This window comes from Bartonella vinsonii subsp. berkhoffii ATCC 51672, from assembly GCF_902825225.1.
GTDB classification, from domain to species: Bacteria; Pseudomonadota; Alphaproteobacteria; order Rhizobiales; family Rhizobiaceae; genus Bartonella; species Bartonella berkhoffii.
Genome location: NZ_CADEAK010000008.1, coordinates 41,649 through 62,717 on the forward strand (window position 1 = coordinate 41,649; position 21,069 = coordinate 62,717).

Here is a 21,069-nt window from a genome sequence, read left to right on the forward strand (position 1 = left end):
CTAAAAATTAATTGAAAAGATGTTTAAAAATTGCATTTGAGGAAAAACTAAGAATGCTACGGACAATAGAAAAGAGGGGGGGAATGCTGGCTGATAAGGATCGCATTTTCACCAATATTTATGGTTTAAAAGAGAGATCATTAAAAGCTGCAATATCACGTGGGCATTGGGATGGTACCAAAGCGATTATCGAAAAAGGACGTGACTGGATCATTGAAGAGATAAAGGCATCAGGTTTGCGTGGACGTGGAGGTGCCGGTTTTCCTACAGGGATGAAGTGGTCTTTTATGCCAAAGCAAAGTGATGGTCGTCCCCATTATTTGGTTGTGAATGCAGATGAATCAGAACCAGGGACATGTAAAGATCGCGATATCTTACGGCATGATCCTCATACTTTAATTGAAGGATGTGTATTTGCAACTTTTGCCATGGGGGCGAATGTTGCTTTTATCTATATTCGTGGTGAATATATTCGTGAGCGTGAAGCCCTTCAAGCGGCTGTTGATGAGTGTTACGATGCGAGTTTACTTGGCAAAAAAACAAAATATGGACATGCTTGCGATATTATTCTTCATCATGGTGCTGGTGCTTATATTTGTGGAGAAGAAACAGCTCTTCTTGAAAGTCTTGAAGGAAAAAAGGGGCAACCTCGGCTTAAACCGCCATTCCCTGCAAATATGGGGATTTATGGCTGTCCAACGACAGTAAACAATGTCGAATCTATAGCCGTTGTTCCAACGATTTTGCGTCGAGGCGCTTCGTGGTTTTCATCGATTGGGCGTACCAATAATGTTGGAACAAAATTATTTATGGTTTCTGGACATGTAAATGCCCCTTGTACATTTGAAGACGCTCTTGGTGTTTCTTTTCGTGAGTTAATTGAAAAACATGCAGGTGGTATTCGTGGCGGATGGAATAATCTTTTAGCAGTTATTCCAGGGGGAGCTTCTTGCCCAGTCGTTAGTGGTGAGGATATGGTTGATGCAATCATGGATTTTGATGGGATGCGAGATGTCGGATCTTCTTTTGGCACTGGTGGTATGATCGTGATGGATAAATCAACGGATATTATCAAGGCAATTTGGCGTATAGCAGCTTTTTTTAAACATGAAAGTTGTGGTCAGTGTACACCGTGTCGTGAAGGAACGGGATGGATGATGCGCCTTTTAGGACGCATGGTTGAGGGGCGAGCACAAAAACGCGAGATTGATCTTTTGTTTGAAGTGTCTAAACAGGTTGAAGGGCATACTATTTGCGCACTTGGTGATGCCGCGGCATGGCCTATACAAGGGTTGATACGTAATTTTCGTCCAGAAATCGAGCGTAGAATTGATGAGTATACGCGAAATGTCGTTCAAAGAAAAAATATTGCTTTGGAAGCAGTTGGATAGAGGATTTTGTTTTAAGAGCAACGGAATGCAAGTTTTAAGTGGATTATCCGCAGGCTGGATGAATGATGATAAATATTAAGGTTGATGGTAAAGAGATTGAAGTCCCTGATTACTATACGTTGCTTCAGGCAGCAGAAGCGGCTGGTGCTGAGGTGCCGCGTTTTTGTTTTCATGAATCTTTATCAATTGCTGGAAATTGTCGCATGTGCTTGGTTGAGGTCAAGGGAGCAGCTCCGAAACCTCAGGCTTCTTGTGCTATGGGGGTTCGTGATTTACGAATAGGGCCTAATGGCGAAGTGCCAGAAATTTTTACCAATACAAAGATGGTTAAAAAAGCACGTGAAAGTGTCATGGAGTTTCTCCTCATCAACCATCCTTTAGATTGTCCTGTCTGTGATCAAGGAGGAGAATGCGATCTTCAAGATCAAGCAATGCTCTATGGACGGGACTGTTCTCGGTATACAGAAAATAAGCGAGCTGTCGAAGATAAATATATTGGGCCACTTGTAAAAACTGTTATGACACGATGCATCCATTGCACGCGGTGTGTTCGTTTTACGACGGAAGTTGCAGGTATTTCTGAACTTGGTTTGATTGGTCGTGGTGAAGATGCTGAAATTACAACATATCTTGAAAAAGCAATGACATCTGAATTGCAGGGAAATGTTATTGATCTTTGTCCGGTAGGGGCTTTAACTTCAAAACCTTATGCATTTCATGCCCGTCCATGGGAATTGGTTAAGACGGAGTCGATTGATGTGATGGATGCGCTTGGTAGTGCTATTCGCATTGATAGCCGCGGTCGTGAAGTTATGCGGATTATGCCGCGTACAAACGAAGAGGTAAATGAGGAGTGGATTTCTGATAAGACGCGTTTTATTTGGGATGGATTACGCACGCAACGGCTTGATAAGCCATATGTACGCAAAGACGGAAAGCTCCAACCTGTAAGTTGGACGGAAGCTTTTGCAAAAATTAAAATGGTGATTTCTAAAACCTTACCAGAAAAAATTGGAGCGATTGCTGGAGATCTTGCTTCTGTTGAGGAAATGTATGCACTTAAAACATTGCTGCTTTCATTGGATTCAAAATTATTTGATTTCCGTCAAAGAGGCATGGCTTTATCTCCTGAATTGGGACGTTCAAGTTATATTTTCAATCCGACAATTGCAGGTATTGAGCAAGCTGATGCGTTGCTTATCGTGGGCTCTAATCCGCGCTATGAAGCAGCTGTTTTGAATGCACGTATTCTAAAACGCCAACGAATGGGACGCTTTCCTATCGCTCTCATTGGAGAGAAGGTCGATTTACGCTATTCGTATTCATATCTTGGAGCTGGTACGGATGCATTGAGTGCACTTATTCGTGGAGAGGATGCCTTTTTAAATGTGTTAAAAGAAGCCAAGAGGCCACTTATTCTTATCGGTGAGGGTGCTGTTTCAGGTGAAGAAGGCTTATCTGTTTTAAAAAGCCTTGCAAAATTAGCTTATAGTGTTGGAGCTCTTAGTGAGGAATGGAATGGCTTTGGTGTTCTTCACAATGCAGCTTCGGCTGTTGGAGGATTGGACATAGGTTTTACTTCTAAACTTGGGGTTGCAAATATCATTAAAACCTGTGAGGTTTTATTTTTGCTTGGTGCTGATGAAGTAAAATTAGCCAATACAAAAGCTTTTACAATTTATATTGGTAGCCATGGTGATTATGGTGCGCATGCTGCTGATGTTATTTTGCCTGCATCAGCTTACACTGAAAAATCAGGACTTTATGTGAATACAGAAGGACGTGTTCAAATGACAAATCGGGCAGGATTTGCCCCAGGTGAAGCAAAAGAAGATTGGGCTATTTTACGTGCTTTATCGGATGTTTTAGGGCGTAAGCTTCCTTTTGATTCGCTTTTTCAATTAAGACAGCGCTTGTTTAAGGATTATCCACATCTTTGTGCCATTGATGATATAATACCTTCCTGTATAGATAATCTTAAAGATCTTAGTACGCAAATGGTTGCTCTAGAGATGCGAACATTTACTTCTATGGTTAAAGACTTTTATTTGACAAATCCAATAGCACGTGCTTCTGCAATTATGGCGGAATGTTCATGTCTTGCAAAAGACCGTGCTACACAAGCTGTAGAGTAAGGGCAGAGGAAAAGGTATAATGATGTATGATTTCTTTATGACTTGGCTATTGCCATTACTCATTATAGTTGGAAAAACCCTCCTGCTTTTAGTTGTTCTTCTTCTCTTGGTTGCTTATCTTCTTTACGCAGATAGAAAAATTTGGGCAGCAGTACAATTGCGGCGTGGTCCAAATGTTGTTGGTCCGTGGGGATTGTTACAATCTTTTGCAGATTTAATTAAATTTGTTGTTAAGGAGCCTATTATCCCTGCTGGTGCTAATAAGGGTGTTTTTCTGTTAGCGCCTTTTATTTCCGCTACGCTTGCTTTATCAACTTGGGCTGTTATTCCCGTTAATGAAGGCTGGGAAGTCGCAAAGATTAATGTTGGTTTGCTTTATATTTTGGCTATTTCTTCTTTGGAAGTTTATGGCGTTATTATGGGAGGGTGGGCATCAAATTCGAAATATCCTTTTTTAGGAGCTCTTCGTTCAGCAGCACAGATGGTCTCTTATGAAGTTTCTATTGGCTTTGTGCTTGTAACTGTCATTTTAGTAAGTGGTTCATTGGATCTTACAACAATTGTACAGAAACAAAGTCACGGATTTGGAACGACTCTTGGTCTTCCTTTTAGCAGTTTTCTTGATTGGAATTGGCTCGTTCTTTTTCCAATGTTTATTATATTTTTTATTTCTGCACTTGCAGAGACAAATCGTCCACCCTTTGACTTAGTGGAAGCAGAATCTGAACTTGTTGCTGGTCACATGGTTGAATACTCTTCAACACCTTACATGCTTTTTTTCCTTGGTGAGTATGTTGCTATTGTTTTAATGTGCGCTTTGACAACTATTTTGTTTTTAGGTGGTTGGTTACCTCCCTTGGATGTTTTGTGGCTTAATTGGGTTCCTGGAGTCATTTGGTTTGTTTTAAAAGTTTGCTTTGTATTTTTTGGGTTTGCTATGGTTAAAGCATTTGTTCCACGTTATCGTTACGATCAGCTTATGCGGCTTGGTTGGAAAGTTTTTCTTCCACTTTCATTAGCAATGGTTGTGATAACCGCTGCTTTTTTAAAGTATACTGGTTTTGTTTAAGAGGAGGTTTTACTGATGTCAGGTCTTATTCAGGCAGCAAAGTCACTTCTTCTCTTGGAATTTGTGAGCGCTTTTTTCTTAGCAATGCGTCAATTTTTTGCACCAAAGCCTACGATTAATTATCCTTATGAGAAAGGTTTTGTTTCTCAACGTTTCCGTGGTGAACATGCGCTACGTCGTTATCCAAATGGTGAAGAGCGCTGTATTGCCTGTAAATTATGTGAAGCGATTTGTCCTGCACAAGCTATTACAATTGAAGCAGGGCCGCGGCACAATGATGGTACACGGAGAACTGTCCGTTATGATATAGATATGGTTAAGTGTATTTATTGTGGTTTTTGTCAAGAAGCTTGTCCAGTTGAAGCTATTGTAGAAGGGCCAAATTTTGAGTTTGCAACAGAAACACGTGAAGAACTTTATTATGATAAAGAAAAACTTTTAATGAATGGAGATCGTTGGGAGCGAGAAATTGCTCGAAATATATTGATGGACGCACCTTATCGTTAAGTGTATCCTCGAGTGAGGTGTCGGATAATTTTCTGATAAATTTTAATCTGGTATGAAGTTTTATACCAATTTTTTGATTAATTGAGGAGAAGCCTGTGCTAACAGATCTAGCGGTGGCATTTTTCTATTTATTCGCTTTTATTATGCTTTTAAGTGCACTGATTGTTATTACAGCACGCAATCCTGTGCATTCAGTTTTATTTTTAATATTGGCATTTTTTAATGCTGCGGCTTTATTTTTGCTTGCAGGGGCAGAATTTTTGGGGCTTATTCTGCTTGTTGTTTATGTTGGTGCTGTGGCAGTTTTATTTTTGTTTGTGGTTATGATGCTTGATGTTGATTTTGCTGAATTAAAAAGTGGTGCACTTCGATATGCTCCTATTGGAGCTCTTGTTGGGGGCATTGTTGCTGTGGAATTGATTGTTGTTTTTGTGAGTGGTCGTTTTTCTCCAGTTCTTAGAACACATATTACGCAACCAATGCCAGATTTAGTGCAGCGAACAAATACACAGGCATTAGGCGATATTATTTATACGGATTATGTTTTCTATTTTCAAATTGCTGGAATAATTTTATTGGTTGCAATGATTGGTGCGATTGTTTTGACACTTCGTCATAAGTCAGGTGTTAAGAGACAATCTATTGCCGTGCAAGTTTCTCGATCAGTAGAAAATGCAATTGAAATCAAACAAGTTGAATCAGGCAAAGGCATTTAAGGGGGGGCTATGCACATTGACATTACACATTATCTCATTGTTTCTGCTTTGATGTTTACGATTGGTATTGCTGGCATTTTTCTCAATAGAAAGAATGTGATTATTATCTTGATGTCCATTGAGCTTATATTGCTTTCAGTTAATCTCAATTTTGTTGCATTTTCAGCATTTCTTCATGATCTTGTTGGTCAGATATTTGCTTTATTTATCTTAACGGTAGCAGCTGCTGAAGCTGCAATTGGTCTAGCAATTCTTGTCGTTTTTTTCCGTAATCGTGGTTCTATTGCGGTTGAAGATGTTAATGTAATGAAAGGCTAACCGATAATGTATTACACAATTGTCTTTCTTCCACTTTTGGGCTTTTTAATTGCTGCACTAGGGGGAAAAACTATAGGAGATCGCGTTAATGAGTTGGTGACATGTAGCTTTATGGTGATCGTTGCCATATTATCGTGGATAGCCTTTTTTAAGGTTGCGCTTGGTCATGTTCCAGTAAATGATGTCTTGGTATTACATTGGCTAACTGTTGGTGGTTTAACTTTTGATTGGGCTTTACATATTGATACATTAACAGCTGTCATGCTTGTTGTTGTGAATAGTGTTTCGGCATTAGTGCATATTTACTCAATTGGTTATATGCATCATGATCCTTCAAGATCTCGTTTTTTTTCTTATCTTTCTCTCTTTACATTTATGATGCTTATGTTGGTCACATCCAATAACTTGATACAGATGTTTTTTGGATGGGAAGGTGTGGGGCTTGCTTCTTATTTGCTCATTGGTTTTTGGTTTCAGCGAGATTCTGCCAATAAAGCTGCAATGAAAGCTTTTGTGGTTAATCGTGTTGGAGACTTTGGTTTTCTCTTAGGAATCTTTAGCATTTTTGTTCTGTTTCAATCGGTTGATTTTGCCTCTATTTTTACAAAAGCTGCAGACAAAAGCTTTATACAAAATATAACATTTTTAGGTTGGCAGATTAATGGACAAACGGCCATTACTGTTACGTGTCTTTTATTGTTTATTGGTGCGATGGGAAAATCCGCACAATTTCTTTTACATACATGGCTTCCTGATGCTATGGAGGGGCCAACTCCTGTATCTGCGCTTATTCATGCAGCAACAATGGTAACGGCTGGCGTCTTTATGGTTGCGCGTATGTCACCTATTTTTGAACTTTCTTCTATTGCTTTGACAGTGATTATTATTGTTGGAGCTACCACTGCGTTTTTTGCAGCAACTGTAGGGTTGGTGCAGAATGATATTAAGCGTGTTATTGCATATTCTACATGTTCACAACTTGGTTATATGTTTGTTGCATTAGGTGTTGGAGCTTATGGAGCAGCTGTTTTTCATCTTTTTACGCATGCTTTTTTTAAAGCTTTATTATTTCTTGGTGCGGGCTCTGTAATTCATGCCATATCTGATGAACAAGATATGCGAAGAATGGGCGGCTTACGCAAGCATATAAAGGGAACTTATTGGATGATGATGATAGGAACCATTGCATTGACAGGTGTTGGAATTCCAGGAACACTTTTCGGAACTGCTGGTTTTTTCTCCAAGGATGCAATTATCGAGTCCGTTTTTGCATCACATAATATTGCTTCAGGATATGCTTTCTATCTTCTTGTTTTTGCTGCCTTATTGACAAGTTTTTATTCATGGCGGCTTATATTTATGACATTTCACGGTAAACCACGAGCGACGGTTGATGTGATGCACCATGTTCATGAATCGCCCCCCGTTATGTTGATTCCACTCTTTATTTTATCCATTGGAGCAATATTTGCTGGTGTCGTTTTTCAACCTTATTTTTTGGGTGACCTATATGATGCTTTTTGGAAAGGTGCATTGTTTACAAGCGACCATAATCACATTCTTCATGAGGTTCATACTGTGTCCAATTTGGTAAAATGGTCGCCATTTATAGCGATGATTCTTGGATTTATAGTAGCCTATTTATTCTATATTTCTTTTCCTTCTCTTCCTAAAAAATTAGCTGGAGTTATGCCGAGAGTGTATAATTTTCTTTACCAAAAATGGTATTTTGATCAATTATATCACTTTCTATTTGTTCGTTCTGCTTTCAAAGTGAGTTTCTTTCTTTGGAAAGTGGGAGACGGTAAGATTATTGATGGTCTAGGTCCGAATGGTATTGCAGCACGTGTTGTTGATATTACAGATAGAGTTGTTCGGATGCAGACAGGCTATCTTTATCACTATGCATTTGCGATGCTTATAGGTATTGCATTGCTGATCACATGGATGATGATCGGGGGCGTAAACTGATGACCGATTGGCCTATTCTTTCTACGGTTACATTTTTGCCGCTTGTTGGTGTACTTCTGATTTTTTTTATCAAAGACGATAGCGAGGCAGCGCGACATAATATACGCAATGTAGCATTTTTTACGACTGTGTTTGTTTTTATTATTTCCTTAATTATTTGGGCAGGTTTTGATTGTAAAGACGCTCGTTTTCAGATGATTGAGAAATCCAATTGGTTAGGAGGAGGTATTAGCTATCATATGGGAGTTGATGGTATCTCTATCCTTTTTGTCGTTCTCTCAGCATTTCTTTTGCCATTCTGTATTTTAGCAAGTTGGGAGAATGTTAAAGATAGATTAAAAGCCTATATGATTGCTTTTCTTCTTCTTGAAGTTGCAATTATTGGGGTTTTTTGCGCTCTTGATGCAATGTTGTTTTATATTTTTTTTGAAGGCAGCCTTATTCCAATGTTTATTATTATAGGTGTTTGGGGGGGGGCACGTCGTGTTTACGCAAGTATAAAGTTTTTCCTTTACACTTTACTTGGTTCAGTACTTATGCTGGTTGCCCTTATGGCTATGTATTGGAAAGCTGGAACACTTGATATACCAACTTTATTAACTTATCAGTTTCCTGCACATATGCAGATATGGTTGTGGCTTGCCTTTTTTGCTTCTTTTGCGGTCAAAATGCCAATGTGGCCGGTCCATACATGGCTCCCTGATGCTCACGTAGAAGCGCCCACAGCTGGTTCGGTTATTTTAGCCGGTGTCTTGCTCAAATTAGGTGGATATGGTTTTCTTCGTTTTTCTTTACCGATGTTTCCTATTGCCTCAGCTGATCTTGCTCTGCTGGTTTTCATATTATCGCTTATCGCTATTATTTATACATCATTGGTTGCTCTTGTTCAAAATGACATAAAAAAACTGATTGCCTATTCCTCAATAGCACATATGGGATATGTAACGATGGGCATTTTTGCGGCCAATGAGCAGGGTATTCAAGGTGCTATTTATCAGATGCTCTCGCATGGAATTGTTTCAGCAGCTTTATTTCTTTGTGTTGGAGTTATCTACGACCGTCTACATACACGCGAAATTTCCGCTTTTGGCGGTTTAGTGAATAACATGCCTAAATATGCTGTTGTTTTCTTAATTTTCACTATGGCAAATGTTGGCTTACCGGGGAGTTCAGGATTTTTTGGTGAATTTTTAACCTTAATAGGCGTTTTTCAAGTCAATAAATTGATTGTTGTTTTTGCTACAACTGGCGTTATTTTATCAGCTGCCTATGCACTCTACCTTTATCGGCGTGTAGTTTTTGGTTCCTTAGATAAAGAGAATTTAAAGGTTCTTATGGATCTTTCTGTAAGAGAAAAAATTATTCTTTATCCGATGGTTGTTCTTACAATATTTTTTGGTATCTATCCAACGCCTATATTTAAAGCAACGGCGTTTTCCGTAGAAGCCCTCATCAATAAATTGCACTAGATAAGGGAAGAATGCTCATGCAAACTGAAATCATAGCTCAATTGGTATTAATTCTTCCAGAAATTTTAATAGCATTAGGAGCAGTAGTCTTACTTTTGATTGGTGTTTATTCTAATGCACGTTCCTCTTTAACAGTAACGGGTTTGACCATTGCTCTCCTTATTGCAACCATTGTGATTATTACCGTTTTTCCCAAAAGTGGCTTATTTCAAACTAATGCGCTCATTATCGATTCTTTTGGTCGTTATATGAAAATCTTAACGCTTATTGGAGCGCTTTTTGCTCTTATTATGTCTGTTAGTTTTACCAGTTCACAAAAGTTCGATATATTTGAATTTCCTGTTCTTGTTCTTTTGGCAACTCTTGGCATGATGCTGATGATTTCAGCGGGTAATATGTTATCGCTTTATATGGGGTTAGAATTACAATCTTTAGCTTTATATGTTTTAGCTGCAATCAATCGTGATAACGTAAAATCTTCTGAAGCAGGTATAAAATACTTTGTTTTAGGGGCATTATCTTCAGGATTATTGCTCTATGGCATTTCTTTGCTTTATGGTTTTACGGGTCAAATTGGTTTTCACGAAATTGCTCTTGCTTTAAAAGGTAAAAATTTACAATTGGGAATTATTTTTGGAATTGTTTTTATTTTAGCCGGTTTGGCTTTCAAAATTTCTGCAGTTCCCTTTCATATGTGGACACCTGATGTTTATGAAGGAGCACCAACACCGATTACAGCATTTTTTTCTGGTGCTCCTAAAGTTGCTGCGATGGCATTAATTATTCGTGTTATTGTTATGACTTTTATACCGCTCAGTAATTCTGACGGTTCTATGCCTGCATGGCAGCAAATTTTGGTATTCATGGCCATTGCATCAATGATACTTGGTGCATTCGCGGCAATTGGCCAGAATAATATTAAACGTTTAATGGCTTATTCATCAATCGGTCATATGGGGTATGCGCTTGTGGGTTTAGCTGCTGGAGATATGCTTGGGATAAAAAGTGTTATTCTTTACATGACTATTTATCTTGGCATGACACTTGGCTCGTTTGCTTTTATTCTTGGTATGCGCTCTAGTGGTGGAAATGTCGAAAATATTTATGATCTCTCAGGGTTAGTAAAAACGCATCCATTTATGGCTGTTGTGATGACTATACAACTTTTTTCTTTGGCTAGTATTCCACCCATGGCCGGTTTTTTTGGAAAGTGGTATACATTTTCTGCTGCTGTTCATGCTGGACTTACTCCCCTTGCTGTCGTTGGGATGATAGCCTCTGTTGTGGGAGCTTTTTACTATTTGCGAATCATTAAAATTATATGGTTTGATGAAGCAAAAGCGCATTTTATTACTTTACCGAATGAGCTTCAACTTTGTCTCGGTCTTTCTGCATTATTCATTTTATTTTATACGCTTTTTGGAGTTTGGTTCGCTGAGTTAGCAGAAAAAATAGCGGTCGCATTGTTTTAATGAATATGGTTTATATTTTATCAGATTTTGCACAAAAACAAGGATACACTGTTGAATCATACGAAAGTGTTGATTCAACAAATCTTATTGCCCAACAAAAAGCACAAGCTGGTCATCAGGGGAAGCTCTGGGTTGTTGCACAAAAACAATCACAGGGAAGAGCAAGAAGAGGAAGGACATGGTCTAGTCCAAAAGGGAACCTTTATTCTAGTCTTTTGTTAATTGATGATATTGTTCATCAAACAGCTGCTCAATTTGGTTTTGTTGCTGGAATAAGTGTGGTAGAAGCAATAAAACAATTTGTAAAAGGTGAAGAACAAACGAACAATATCGTTAGCGTAAAATGGCCAAATGATATTTTGTTAGGAGGAGCTAAAAGTTCTGGAGTTTTGCTCGAGATTTTTAAATTGCCTTCACAACAGTATGCATTGGTTATTGGTATTGGAATAAATGTAAAATATCATTATGAGGATGCGCCGTATCCTACTTCCAGTTTGAATAATATTGGTTTGTTTGTTGAAACAGAGCAGTTATTTACAGTTCTGACGGAGTGTTTTGCTAAAAATTATCTTCTTTGGAAACAACCAAGAGGATGTGATTTCATCCGCGAAAAATGGCTTTTCTATTCTGCTCATCTTGGACAGCATGCTAAAATAGTCAATGATGAAAAAATCATTGAGGGTATTTTTGATGGTCTTGATAGTGATTTTAACTGTATCATAAAACAAAAAAATGGTCAGCAAGCCATTATAACGGCTGGGGATGTTCATTTTGGTTTAGCTGTTTCTGCTCATGCAGGTCGTTAATTAATTTATGAAAATTTTATTTCACCATCAGATTATCTTAATGATTTAGGAGATGTTTATGGTTGTAGCCAATGAGAATGAATTGGTTTTTTTGCCTTTGGGAGGGGTAGGTGAGATAGGGATGAATTTGGCTGCTTATGGATTTGGACCACAAAATTCTCGTGAATGGCTCATTGTTGATATGGGAGTAAGTTTTGCTGGTCCTGAATTACCAGGAACAGATCTTATCTTACCTGATATTCGCTTTTTGGAAAGTGAAAAACATAATGTGCGTGGTCTTATTTTGACACATGCTCACGAAGATCATTATGGGGCTGTTCTTGATCTATGGCCAAAGCTTAAAGTTCCACTTTACTGTACTTCTTTTACAGCAGGCTTATTGGAAAGCAAAAAGCAATCAGATTTTGAATCTTATAAAATTCCACTCAATATTTTTCAATCTGGTGATTGTTTTCAGGTGGGAGCTTTTGCTATCGAAGCTATTGCCGTTAACCATTCAATTCCAGAAGCTGTATCCTTAGCTCTTACAACATCCTTAGGTACCGTGATTCACACTGGTGATTGGAAAATTGATCATACGCCTTCGCTTGGAGCTATAACGGATGAAAAACGGTTTCGCATTTTAGGCAATAAAGGTGTGTTAGCATTGCTTTGTGATTCCACGAATGCGTGTCGGGATGGTATCACACCATCAGAGCAGCAAGTTCAGACGAGTCTTTCTGAAATTTTTTTGAAAGCTGAGGGGCGCGTTGCAATAGCAACTTTTTCATCTAATATTGGTCGGATACATTCAATCGCTCTTGCTGCCGAATCTGTTGGGCGCAAAGTTCTTATTGTTGGACGCTCGTTAAAGCGGAGTATTCTGGTTGCGCAAGAGCTCGGTTATATGAATGATTTAGCTCCTTTTGTTACAGAAGATGATTATGGATATATTTCACGAAAAGATATTGTTTTAATTGTGACAGGTAGCCAAGGAGAATCATGTGCTGCCTTAGCAAAGCTATCACGCAATGAAATGAGAAATATGGCACTTTCTGCTGGTGATACTGTTGTTTATTCGTCTCGTAGTATACCAGGAAATGAAAAAGCTATTATTGAGATACAAAATCGTTTTATCGATATGGGAATTAAAGTTATTACGAATGAGCACGCTCTCGTTCATGTTTCAGGTCATCCCCGTCGTTCAGAGCTTTTACAAATGTATGATTGGCTAAAGCCACAGATACTTGTTCCTGTACATGGAGAGGCAATACACCTCACCGCTCAGGCAACTTTAGCGCGTCAAGCAGGTATTAAAATTGTTTCTGAAATTAGAAATGGTAATGTGTTACGTCTTACACCAGAGCCAGTGGCAGTCATTGATCAAGCTCCTGTTGGTCGCATCTATAAAGATGGTTGTCTTATTGGGAATGAGGACGAATTAGGAATTCGTGAACGTCGCAAATTAAGTTACGCTGGTTATGTTGCTGTTTCTCTCCATATGAATAGCAAACATGAATTGCTTGATGATATAGGTTTAACCACATTTGGGCTCCCTGAAAGTAATGGAAAAGGGGAGAATTTGAAAGCTATTCTATTAGATATTATAGAAAACACGGTTTATAGTATTCCACTTATTAAACGAAAAAATAATGAACTTATTCGAGAAGCAACACGGCGTGCAGTGAGAGCAGCCGTTCATGAGGTTTGGCAAAAAAAGCCTGTCTGTACAGTTTTTTTACATCGGTCAAAATAAAGCATTTTAATATTATGTTATTTTCTTTTTAATGAAAGAAAGAGAGAAAAGAATGATACGATTATTTTATTGCAAAAAATAAACTTAACAGGGAATGGAATACATAAATTTTTCAATAATATGATTGTTATGGTTGCAAGCATTCGGAATAGAGCTATAGATGAGCATATACACTATTTAAATTGTTTCAATGTGATGGGACTGATTAGGAGTTAATTATTTCAATGCGTCTTTCTCAATATTTTCTTCCACTTTTAAAAGAGAATCCTAAGGAAGCAGAGATTGTTTCTCATCGATTTATGTTGCGTGCAGGTATGATTCGTCAACAAACATCGGGAATTTATTCTTGGCTGCCTTTAGGTAAAAAAGTCCTTGATAAAGTTTGTAAAATTATTCGAGAAGAGCAAGAACGTGCTGGTGCTATAGAAATATTAATGCCTACAATTCAATCTGCAGATCTTTGGCGTGAAAGTGGTCGTTATGATGATTATGGTTTGGAAATGCTCCGCATTAAAGATCGTCAAAAGCGTGATTTACTTTATGGTCCGACAAATGAAGAAATGGTAACAGATATTTTCCGTTCCTATATTCGTTCTTACAAAGATCTTCCGCTCAATTTATACCATATTCAATGGAAATTTCGTGATGAAATCCGTCCTCGTTTTGGGGTGATGCGTTCACGAGAGTTTTTAATGAAAGATGCTTATTCTTTTGATCTTGATTATGAAGGTTCTCAAACATCTTATAATCGTATGTTTATTGCTTATTTACGTACTTTTTCTCGTCTTGGCTTAAGAGCAATTCCCATGCGTGCTGATACAGGTCCGATTGGTGGTGAACTCAGTCATGAATTTATTATTTTGGCGGAAACAGGGGAGAGTGCGATATTCTGTGATAAACAATTTCTTGAACTTTCAGTTCCACACAGTTCAATCGACTTTAATGATAAAGCTGTTTTAACTGATATTGTTAAACAGTGGACATCTTTTTATGCAGCAACAGAGGAAATGCATAATGAAGAAGAGTGGGCTAAAGTTCCTGAAAAGAACCGTCTTTCCGCACGTGGTATTGAAGTAGGGCATATTTTCCACTTTGGCACTAAATATTCCGCTCCAATGGGAGCAAAAGTTATGGGACAAGATGGAAAAGAGCATGTTGTCTCTATGGGGTCTTATGGCATTGGACCTTCGCGTCTTGTTGCGGCTGTTATTGAAGCTTCTCATGATGAAAATGGTATTATTTGGCCAAAGTCTATGGCACCATTCGATTTTGGTATTATCAATATGAAACCAGAGGATAAAAATTGTACGCATGCATGTGAGACTCTCTATCAGGGATTAACACGTGCTGGTTTTGATTCATTATTAGATGACAGAAATGAACGTCCTGGATCGAAATTTGCAACGATGGATTTAATTGGTTTGCCAACACAAATTATTGTTGGACCTAAAAGCATCGCAAAGAATGAAGTTGAAATGAAAGATCGAAAAACGGGTGTTAAAAAATCTCTAACGGTTGAAGATATACTCAAACAATTTTCTGTCAGTTTATAGGCAATGTTATGAAGAGGTTGAGCAGCAAATGGTTTTCGTCTTATGAGTGGATGATTGCTTTTCGTTATATGATTCCCAATAAAAAACACGTCGTTGCCTCTGTTATTTCAATCATTTCTCTCATTGGAATTATGTTAGGAGTTTTTGCTCTCGTTGTCGTTATGGCAGTGATGAATGGTTTCCGGACAGAACTTCTCAATCGTATTCTCGGTATGAATGGGCACCTTATAGTTCAAGCAGTTCATTCTGGTTTTTCTGATTATAAAACTCTTATTTCTTCTCTAGAATCTGTGAATGGTGTAAAATTTTCTTTGCCTGTTGTTGAGGGGCAAGCGCTTGTTCAAGGTGAACTTGAAGGAGGATCTGGTGCGTTAGTTCGTGGAATGCGTAAACAAGATTTAGAAAAACTTAAAACAGTATCTCAAAATATTAAGTTAGGTTCGCTTGCTCAATTTGATAAAGAAGAAGGTGTTGCAATTGGAAGTGGTTTGGCAACAAAACTAGGGCTTACCGTTGGGCGTTATCTTCGTATTATTACTCCAGATGGTGATGCCACTCCTTTTGGAGTTACACCACGTGTTAAGTCCTATAAAGTAAGCGCTATTTTTGAAGTTGGTATGTCTGAATATGATTCAATATTTGTTTTTATGCCTCTTCATGAAGCACAAATGTTTTTTAATTTAGGAGATAAGGTTCAATCTTTAGAATTGTTTCTCAATAATCCTGATTCTGTTGATCAAATAAAACCAATTATAGAGAAAGCCGTTAATCAACAAATCTATTTAATTGATTGGCGCGAGCGCAATCAGGCTTTTTTTTCTGCCTTGCAGATTGAACGGAATGTTATGTTTTTCATTCTTTCTCTTATTGTTCTCGTCGCTGCTTTAAATATTATTTCAGGATTGATTATACTTGTAAAAGATAAAAGCCATGATATTGCAATTTTACGCACGATGGGTGCACAAAAAAGTGGGGTTATGCGTATCTTTATTGTCACTGGTATGATGATTGGGTTTATTGGAACAATGTTGGGCTTAATTTTGGGTGTCATAGCCAGCGCGAATATCAATCATATTCAAGATTTTGTCTCTTGGTTATTTAATGTCGATGTTTTTAATCCTCAACTTTACTTTTTAACAAAACTGCCTGCACAAATTGATTGGAGGCAGACAGTCTTAGTTGCTGTTATGGCTTTATTTTTATCATTTCTCGCTGCACTCATTCCAGCATGGCGCGCTGCTAAGCTAGATCCTGTAAAAGCTTTAAGGTATGAATAATGACAGCTATTTTAGAGCTTGTAGAGATTGAACAACATTTTTTTGAGAGTCAAAAACCGCTTATTATTTTAGATAAAGCAAATTTTATCCTTAATCGTGGAGAACTTGTAGCTCTTGTTGCACCATCTGGTGCTGGAAAATCAACACTTCTTCATATTGCTGGATTATTGGAAAAACCAACGGCTGGTGATGTGAGATTACGAGGAATTTCTTGTGCAAAGCGCTCTGATAGTGAGCGAACAGCTATAAGACGACATGATATCGGTTTTGTCTATCAATTTCATCACTTGCTTCCAGAATTTACGGCTTTAGAAAATGTTATGATACCGCAAATGATAGCAGGATTTAAAAAATCTGTAGCAGAAGATCGTGCACTTAAATTGTTAACATATCTACGTATTTCTCATCGCGCAAATCATCGTCCATCGGAACTCTCCGGTGGGGAACAACAACGTGTTGCTATTGCACGTGCAGTAGCAAATGGTCCTTCGGTTCTTTTGGCTGATGAGCCTACAGGAAATCTTGATCCTGTAACTTCAGCTTATGTCTTCCAAGCTTTATCAGTGCTTGTTCGTCAATCTGGTCTTTCTGCTCTTATTGCAACACATAATTACGCTTTGGCAAAACAAATGCATCGCCGAATTACGCTTAAAGACAAAAAGATTATTGAACTTCTTTAAGTTAAGGTACAAAATTTATTCCACAAATTGAAAACTCCATCTATATCACTGTTTACTTAATTCAAGGAGACTTTTATGACAGTTTTTGTCGTTGACAAAAATCCACTGGACGTGCGTCGTCGCCGGTTGGTTTTTCGTGCATGGCACCGCGGTATTCGTGAAATGGATCTCATTTTTGGACACTATGTGGATACCCATATTGCTGAGATGACTGATAAAATGGTTTCTGAACTTGAGTATATTATGTCTTTTGATGATCGCGATTTATTGACGTGGATTACAGGAGAGATTTTACCTCCCTCTGAGATAGACAGTCCGCTTTTTCGTGACATTGTAAATTATCATGTTTACATAAAATTAAATTGATCCCAATGCCAATATTTAAAAAAATTGTTATTCCCAAACATATTTCTACTCCTATGATCTTTGATGGAATTACTGATGGATTTGAAGCTTTTGCGCTTGTTAAATTGCGTTCAGAAATTGCACAAAATAAACCACTTATCTATGTTGTCCGTGACGGAACAAAAATTGCTCATTTACAGCAAGTTTTAAATTTTATTGAGCCAAATCTGTCTGTACTTCAATTTCCGGCATGGGATTGTTTACCCTATGATCGTGTATCACCGGGAATTTCTATCACAGCACATCGATTATCAACGTTAACACATATAGCGAATTTGCGTCAGAATCCACGTCCTGCAATTATATTAACAACAGCAAATGCGATTATGCAAAAATTACCTCCACGTGAAATGATTGAGAGTCAGATAATTCACGCACGTGTTGGACAATCTATGAATATGGGGCATTTAATTCAATCTCTCGAATGCAATGGTTTTGAGCGTGTTACAGTTATTCGAGATGTTGGTGAATTTGCTGTAAGAGGAGGAATTCTTGATATTTTTTCTCCCGTTAATGTTGAGCCTTTGCGGCTTGATTTTTTTGGCGATACCCTAGAAACCATACGTGTATTTGATTCAGAAACACAAAGAACAACAAATAAAAAAACTGAGTTTTTGCTACACGCCATGAGTGAAGTTGTTCTCACCCCTGAGTGCATAAACCGCTTTAAAAGCAATTATATCCGTACATTTGGTGTCTCACAAAAAAACAACATGCTTTATGAAGCTCTTTCTCAAGGGCGGCGCTTTGCTGGTATGGAACATTGGTTACCATTTTTTTATGAAAATCTTGACACCTTTTTTGATCATTGTGGCGATTTACCTATTGTTTTTGAACATCTCATAGAAGAAGTGCTCACTGAGCGTTATCGTCTTATTGAAGATTATTATAATGCACGCAAAGAACGTGAAAATGATAAAGAAGCTTCTACTTCTTATCATCCGATAGAGCCTCATCTTCTCTATTTAACACCAGAGCGTGTTTTAAAATGTGCACAACAATCTGGCCAGCGTGTTGATTTTACGCCTTTTAATATTCCACAAACTTTTGAACAAACTGTTATTCATGCAAATGTTAAATTGGGGTATGATTTTGTAAAGGAACGTAATGCGCAAGAGAAAAATGTTTTTTCAAGTGTTGTTCATCATATTGCTTCATTGCGCACTGCTGGTAAGAGGGTGCTTTTAGCTTGCTGGAGTGAGGGATCTCTCAATCGTTTAGTGCAAGTTCTTGAAGAACATGGATTGAAAAAAATAGATGTTGTAAAATCATTACAAACTGTTAGCGCAACACCGCCTGATTTTATACTAGCAGCTGTAATAATGATAGAACATGGTTTTGAAACCGAAGATTTTGCTATCATAACAGAACAAGATATTCTCGGTGATCGATTAATAAGATCACCAAAACGGCGTAAACAGAATACAAATTTTATTGCTGAAATTGCGACTTTAAATTCTGGTGATATGGTTGTGCATATTGACCATGGTATTGGACAATTTGTGGGTCTTAAAACCATCACGACAACTGGAATTTTACGAGACTGTCTTGAAATTAAATATGCTGGCGGTGATCGACTCTTTTTACCTGTTGAAAATATCGAACTTCTTTCACGTTATGGATCGGATGGAACAGATGTAATATTAGACAAATTAGGGGGAGTTGCTTGGCAAGCACGAAAAACACGACTTAAAAAACATTTATTAGAAATGGCTGGTCAGTTGATTCGTATAGCTGCAGAGCGCGCTATGCGTTCGGCGCCTGTTTTGGTTCCACCAATAGGACCATTTGATGAGTTTGTTGCATGTTTTCCTTATGAAGAAACAGAAGATCAGATGGATGCGATTGATGCTGTTCTAGACGATTTAGCTTCAGGAAAACCAATGGATCGCTTGATTTGTGGTGATGTTGGTTTTGGAAAAACAGAGGTTGCTATTCGAAGTGCTTTTGTTGCAGCTTTGAATGGATATCAGGTTGCTGTTGTTGTACCAACAACTCTGCTTTCACGACAGCATTACAAAACTTTTATTTCACGTTTTCAAGGTTTACCCATTAAAATTGGTCATGCTTCAAGACTGGTAAAAGCTAAAGAACTTGCACAAGTCAAAAAGGGTATTTCAGATGGTACAATCGATATTGTAATTGGAACACACGCCTTATTAAGCGGTGCAGTTAATTTTTTACGGCTAGGGCTTCTTATCATTGATGAGGAGCAGCATTTTGGCGTAAAGCACAAAGAGCGTTTAAAAGAGCTTAAAAGTGATATTCATGTCCTTACGCTTTCCGCAACTCCTATACCACGAACTTTAGGGTTAGCTCTATCGGGGGTACGTGAACTTTCATTGATAACGACTCCCCCCATTGATAGGATGGCGGTACGTACTTTTATTACTCCCTTTGATTCACTCGTTATACGCGAAACATTGCTTCGAGAATATTATCGTGGTGGACAAAGTTTTTATGTTTGTCCTCGTACTTCTGATCTTGGCTTTGTAGAAGAATATCTCAAAACCCATGTTCCCGAACTCAAATTTGTCGTTGCTCATGGACAAATGCCTGCTGGCCAGCTTGATGACATTATGAATGCATTTTATGATGGACAATATGATGTTCTGCTATCAACAACCATTATTGAATCAGGTCTTGATATTCCAACAGCCAATACATTAATCGTACATCGCGCTGAGATGTTTGGTCTTGCCGCTCTCTACCAATTACGAGGGAGGGTAGGGCGTTCCAAACAACGCGCTTATGCACTTTTTACATTTCCTTCTGGTAAAGTTTTAACTGCTGCGGCTGATCGTCGTCTTAAGGTTTTACAGTCTCTTGATATGCTGGGAGCTGGTTTTCAATTGGCAAGTCATGACATGGATATTCGCGGTTCAGGCAATTTTTTAGGAGAAGAACAATCGGGGCATATTAAAGAAGTTGGATTTGAGTTGTATCAAAAAATGCTTGAAGAAGCTGTTACTGAGTTAAAAGATAGAGAACAAAGTGAAGATAAACAATGGTCTCCTCAAATTTCACTTGGTACAACTGTTATGATACCAGAAAATTTTGTACCAGATTTGTCACTGCGTATGGGACTTTATCGTCGTTTGACGGAATTGGATAATTTAGAACAAATTGATGAGTTTGCAGCTGAGTTAATCGATCGTTTTGGTCCTTTGCCCCTTGAAGTTCAACATCTTCTTAAAGTCTTTTATATCAAAACATTGTGTCGAAAAGCCCATGTAGAAAAACTAGATGCTGGACCAAAAGGTGTGGTGATACAATTTCGCAATAATTATTTTGCAAATAGTGTTGCTCTTGTTCAGTGGATTGGAAAACAAGGCGCGATGGCAAAAATTCGACCAGATCAGAGTATTGTTCTGGTTCGTGATTGGGCTACAGTGGATGTGAGACTTATTGGAGCAGCAACTATTATGACACAGCTTGTAGAAATGATAGAGAAACATTGCTTTTAGATTTTATCTTTATAATTAAAAGCGATAAATCATTTTATTAAAGCATATTCATAGGAATATTTGAGTGTTGAGTTTTTATAAAACGAAAGTTTTAGTTT

General features: G+C 38.0%; 16 protein-coding genes. All 16 read left to right on the forward strand.

Annotated elements, in window-relative coordinates; genetic code table 11:
• Positions 1-83: 83 nt before the first annotated feature.
• The 16 genes from nuoF (at position 84) to mfd (ending at position 20,971) form a co-directional block, all read left to right on the forward strand.
• Positions 84-1,391: an NADH-quinone oxidoreductase subunit NuoF gene (gene nuoF / locus J7R10_RS05365; RefSeq protein WP_010705238.1), complete on the forward strand. Its 1,308-nt coding sequence runs from the start codon at positions 84-86 to the stop codon at positions 1,389-1,391.
• 65 nt (positions 1,392-1,456) lie between these two features.
• Entirely contained in the window at positions 1,457-3,526 is a 2,070-nt protein-coding gene (gene nuoG, locus J7R10_RS05370) for an NADH-quinone oxidoreductase subunit NuoG (protein WP_026501329.1), read from the forward strand.
• A 22-nt stretch (positions 3,527-3,548) separates the two neighbouring features.
• Positions 3,549-4,595, forward strand: coding sequence for an NADH-quinone oxidoreductase subunit NuoH (nuoH, locus tag J7R10_RS05375; protein WP_026501330.1), 1,047 nt, complete (start codon positions 3,549-3,551; stop codon positions 4,593-4,595).
• Positions 4,596-4,610: 15 nt separating this feature from the next.
• Positions 4,611-5,102: an NADH-quinone oxidoreductase subunit NuoI gene (gene nuoI / locus J7R10_RS05380; protein ID WP_010705241.1), complete on the forward strand. Its 492-nt coding sequence runs from the start codon at positions 4,611-4,613 to the stop codon at positions 5,100-5,102.
• 95 nt (positions 5,103-5,197) lie between these two features.
• Positions 5,198-5,818 (forward strand): NADH-quinone oxidoreductase subunit J, encoded by a 621-nt coding sequence (locus J7R10_RS05385; protein WP_010705242.1) that lies wholly within the window; start codon positions 5,198-5,200, stop codon positions 5,816-5,818.
• 9 nt (positions 5,819-5,827) lie between these two features.
• Positions 5,828-6,136: an NADH-quinone oxidoreductase subunit NuoK gene (gene nuoK / locus J7R10_RS05390; RefSeq protein ID WP_004860043.1), complete on the forward strand. Its 309-nt coding sequence runs from the start codon at positions 5,828-5,830 to the stop codon at positions 6,134-6,136.
• Between the two features lie 6 nt (positions 6,137-6,142).
• Complete coding sequence (gene nuoL / locus J7R10_RS05395) at positions 6,143-8,107, forward strand: NADH-quinone oxidoreductase subunit L (protein ID WP_010705243.1); 1,965 nt, start codon at positions 6,143-6,145, stop codon at positions 8,105-8,107.
• Positions 8,107-9,576: an NADH-quinone oxidoreductase subunit M gene (locus J7R10_RS05400; RefSeq protein ID WP_010705244.1), complete on the forward strand. Its 1,470-nt coding sequence runs from the start codon at positions 8,107-8,109 to the stop codon at positions 9,574-9,576. Before nuoL ends, J7R10_RS05400 begins: the two co-directional genes overlap by 1 nt.
• 17 nt (positions 9,577-9,593) lie before the next feature.
• Positions 9,594-11,048 (forward strand): NADH-quinone oxidoreductase subunit NuoN, encoded by a 1,455-nt coding sequence (gene nuoN / locus J7R10_RS05405; RefSeq protein ID WP_010705245.1) that lies wholly within the window; start codon positions 9,594-9,596, stop codon positions 11,046-11,048.
• A complete protein-coding gene (locus J7R10_RS05410) occupies positions 11,048-11,854 on the forward strand; it encodes a biotin--[acetyl-CoA-carboxylase] ligase (RefSeq protein ID WP_010705246.1) in 807 nt (268 codons plus the stop codon). The genes nuoN and J7R10_RS05410 overlap by 1 nt, the downstream gene beginning before the upstream one ends.
• Positions 11,855-11,912: 58 nt before the next feature.
• Positions 11,913-13,589: a ribonuclease J gene (locus tag J7R10_RS05415; RefSeq protein WP_010705247.1), complete on the forward strand. Its 1,677-nt coding sequence runs from the start codon at positions 11,913-11,915 to the stop codon at positions 13,587-13,589.
• 224 nt (positions 13,590-13,813) lie between these two features.
• Positions 13,814-15,142, forward strand: coding sequence for a proline--tRNA ligase (gene proS, locus J7R10_RS05420; protein WP_010705248.1), 1,329 nt, complete (start codon positions 13,814-13,816; stop codon positions 15,140-15,142).
• 8 nt (positions 15,143-15,150) lie between these two features.
• Entirely contained in the window at positions 15,151-16,419 is a 1,269-nt protein-coding gene (locus J7R10_RS05425; protein ID WP_010705249.1) for a lipoprotein-releasing ABC transporter permease subunit, read from the forward strand.
• The gene (locus tag J7R10_RS05430) at positions 16,419-17,099 is read left to right on the forward strand and encodes an ABC transporter ATP-binding protein (RefSeq protein ID WP_010705250.1); all 681 of its coding nucleotides are present in this window, start codon (positions 16,419-16,421) and stop codon (positions 17,097-17,099) included. The genes J7R10_RS05425 and J7R10_RS05430 overlap by 1 nt, the downstream gene beginning before the upstream one ends.
• A gap of 75 nt (positions 17,100-17,174) precedes the next feature.
• A complete protein-coding gene (locus J7R10_RS05435) occupies positions 17,175-17,465 on the forward strand; it encodes an FAD assembly factor SdhE (RefSeq protein ID WP_010705251.1) in 291 nt (96 codons plus the stop codon).
• Positions 17,466-17,470: 5 nt separating this feature from the next.
• Positions 17,471-20,971 carry a transcription-repair coupling factor gene (gene mfd / locus J7R10_RS05440; RefSeq protein WP_010705252.1) on the forward strand — a complete coding sequence of 1,167 codons (3,501 nt, stop codon included), beginning with the start codon at positions 17,471-17,473 and terminating at the stop codon, positions 20,969-20,971.
• Positions 20,972-21,069: the final 98 nt, after the last annotated feature.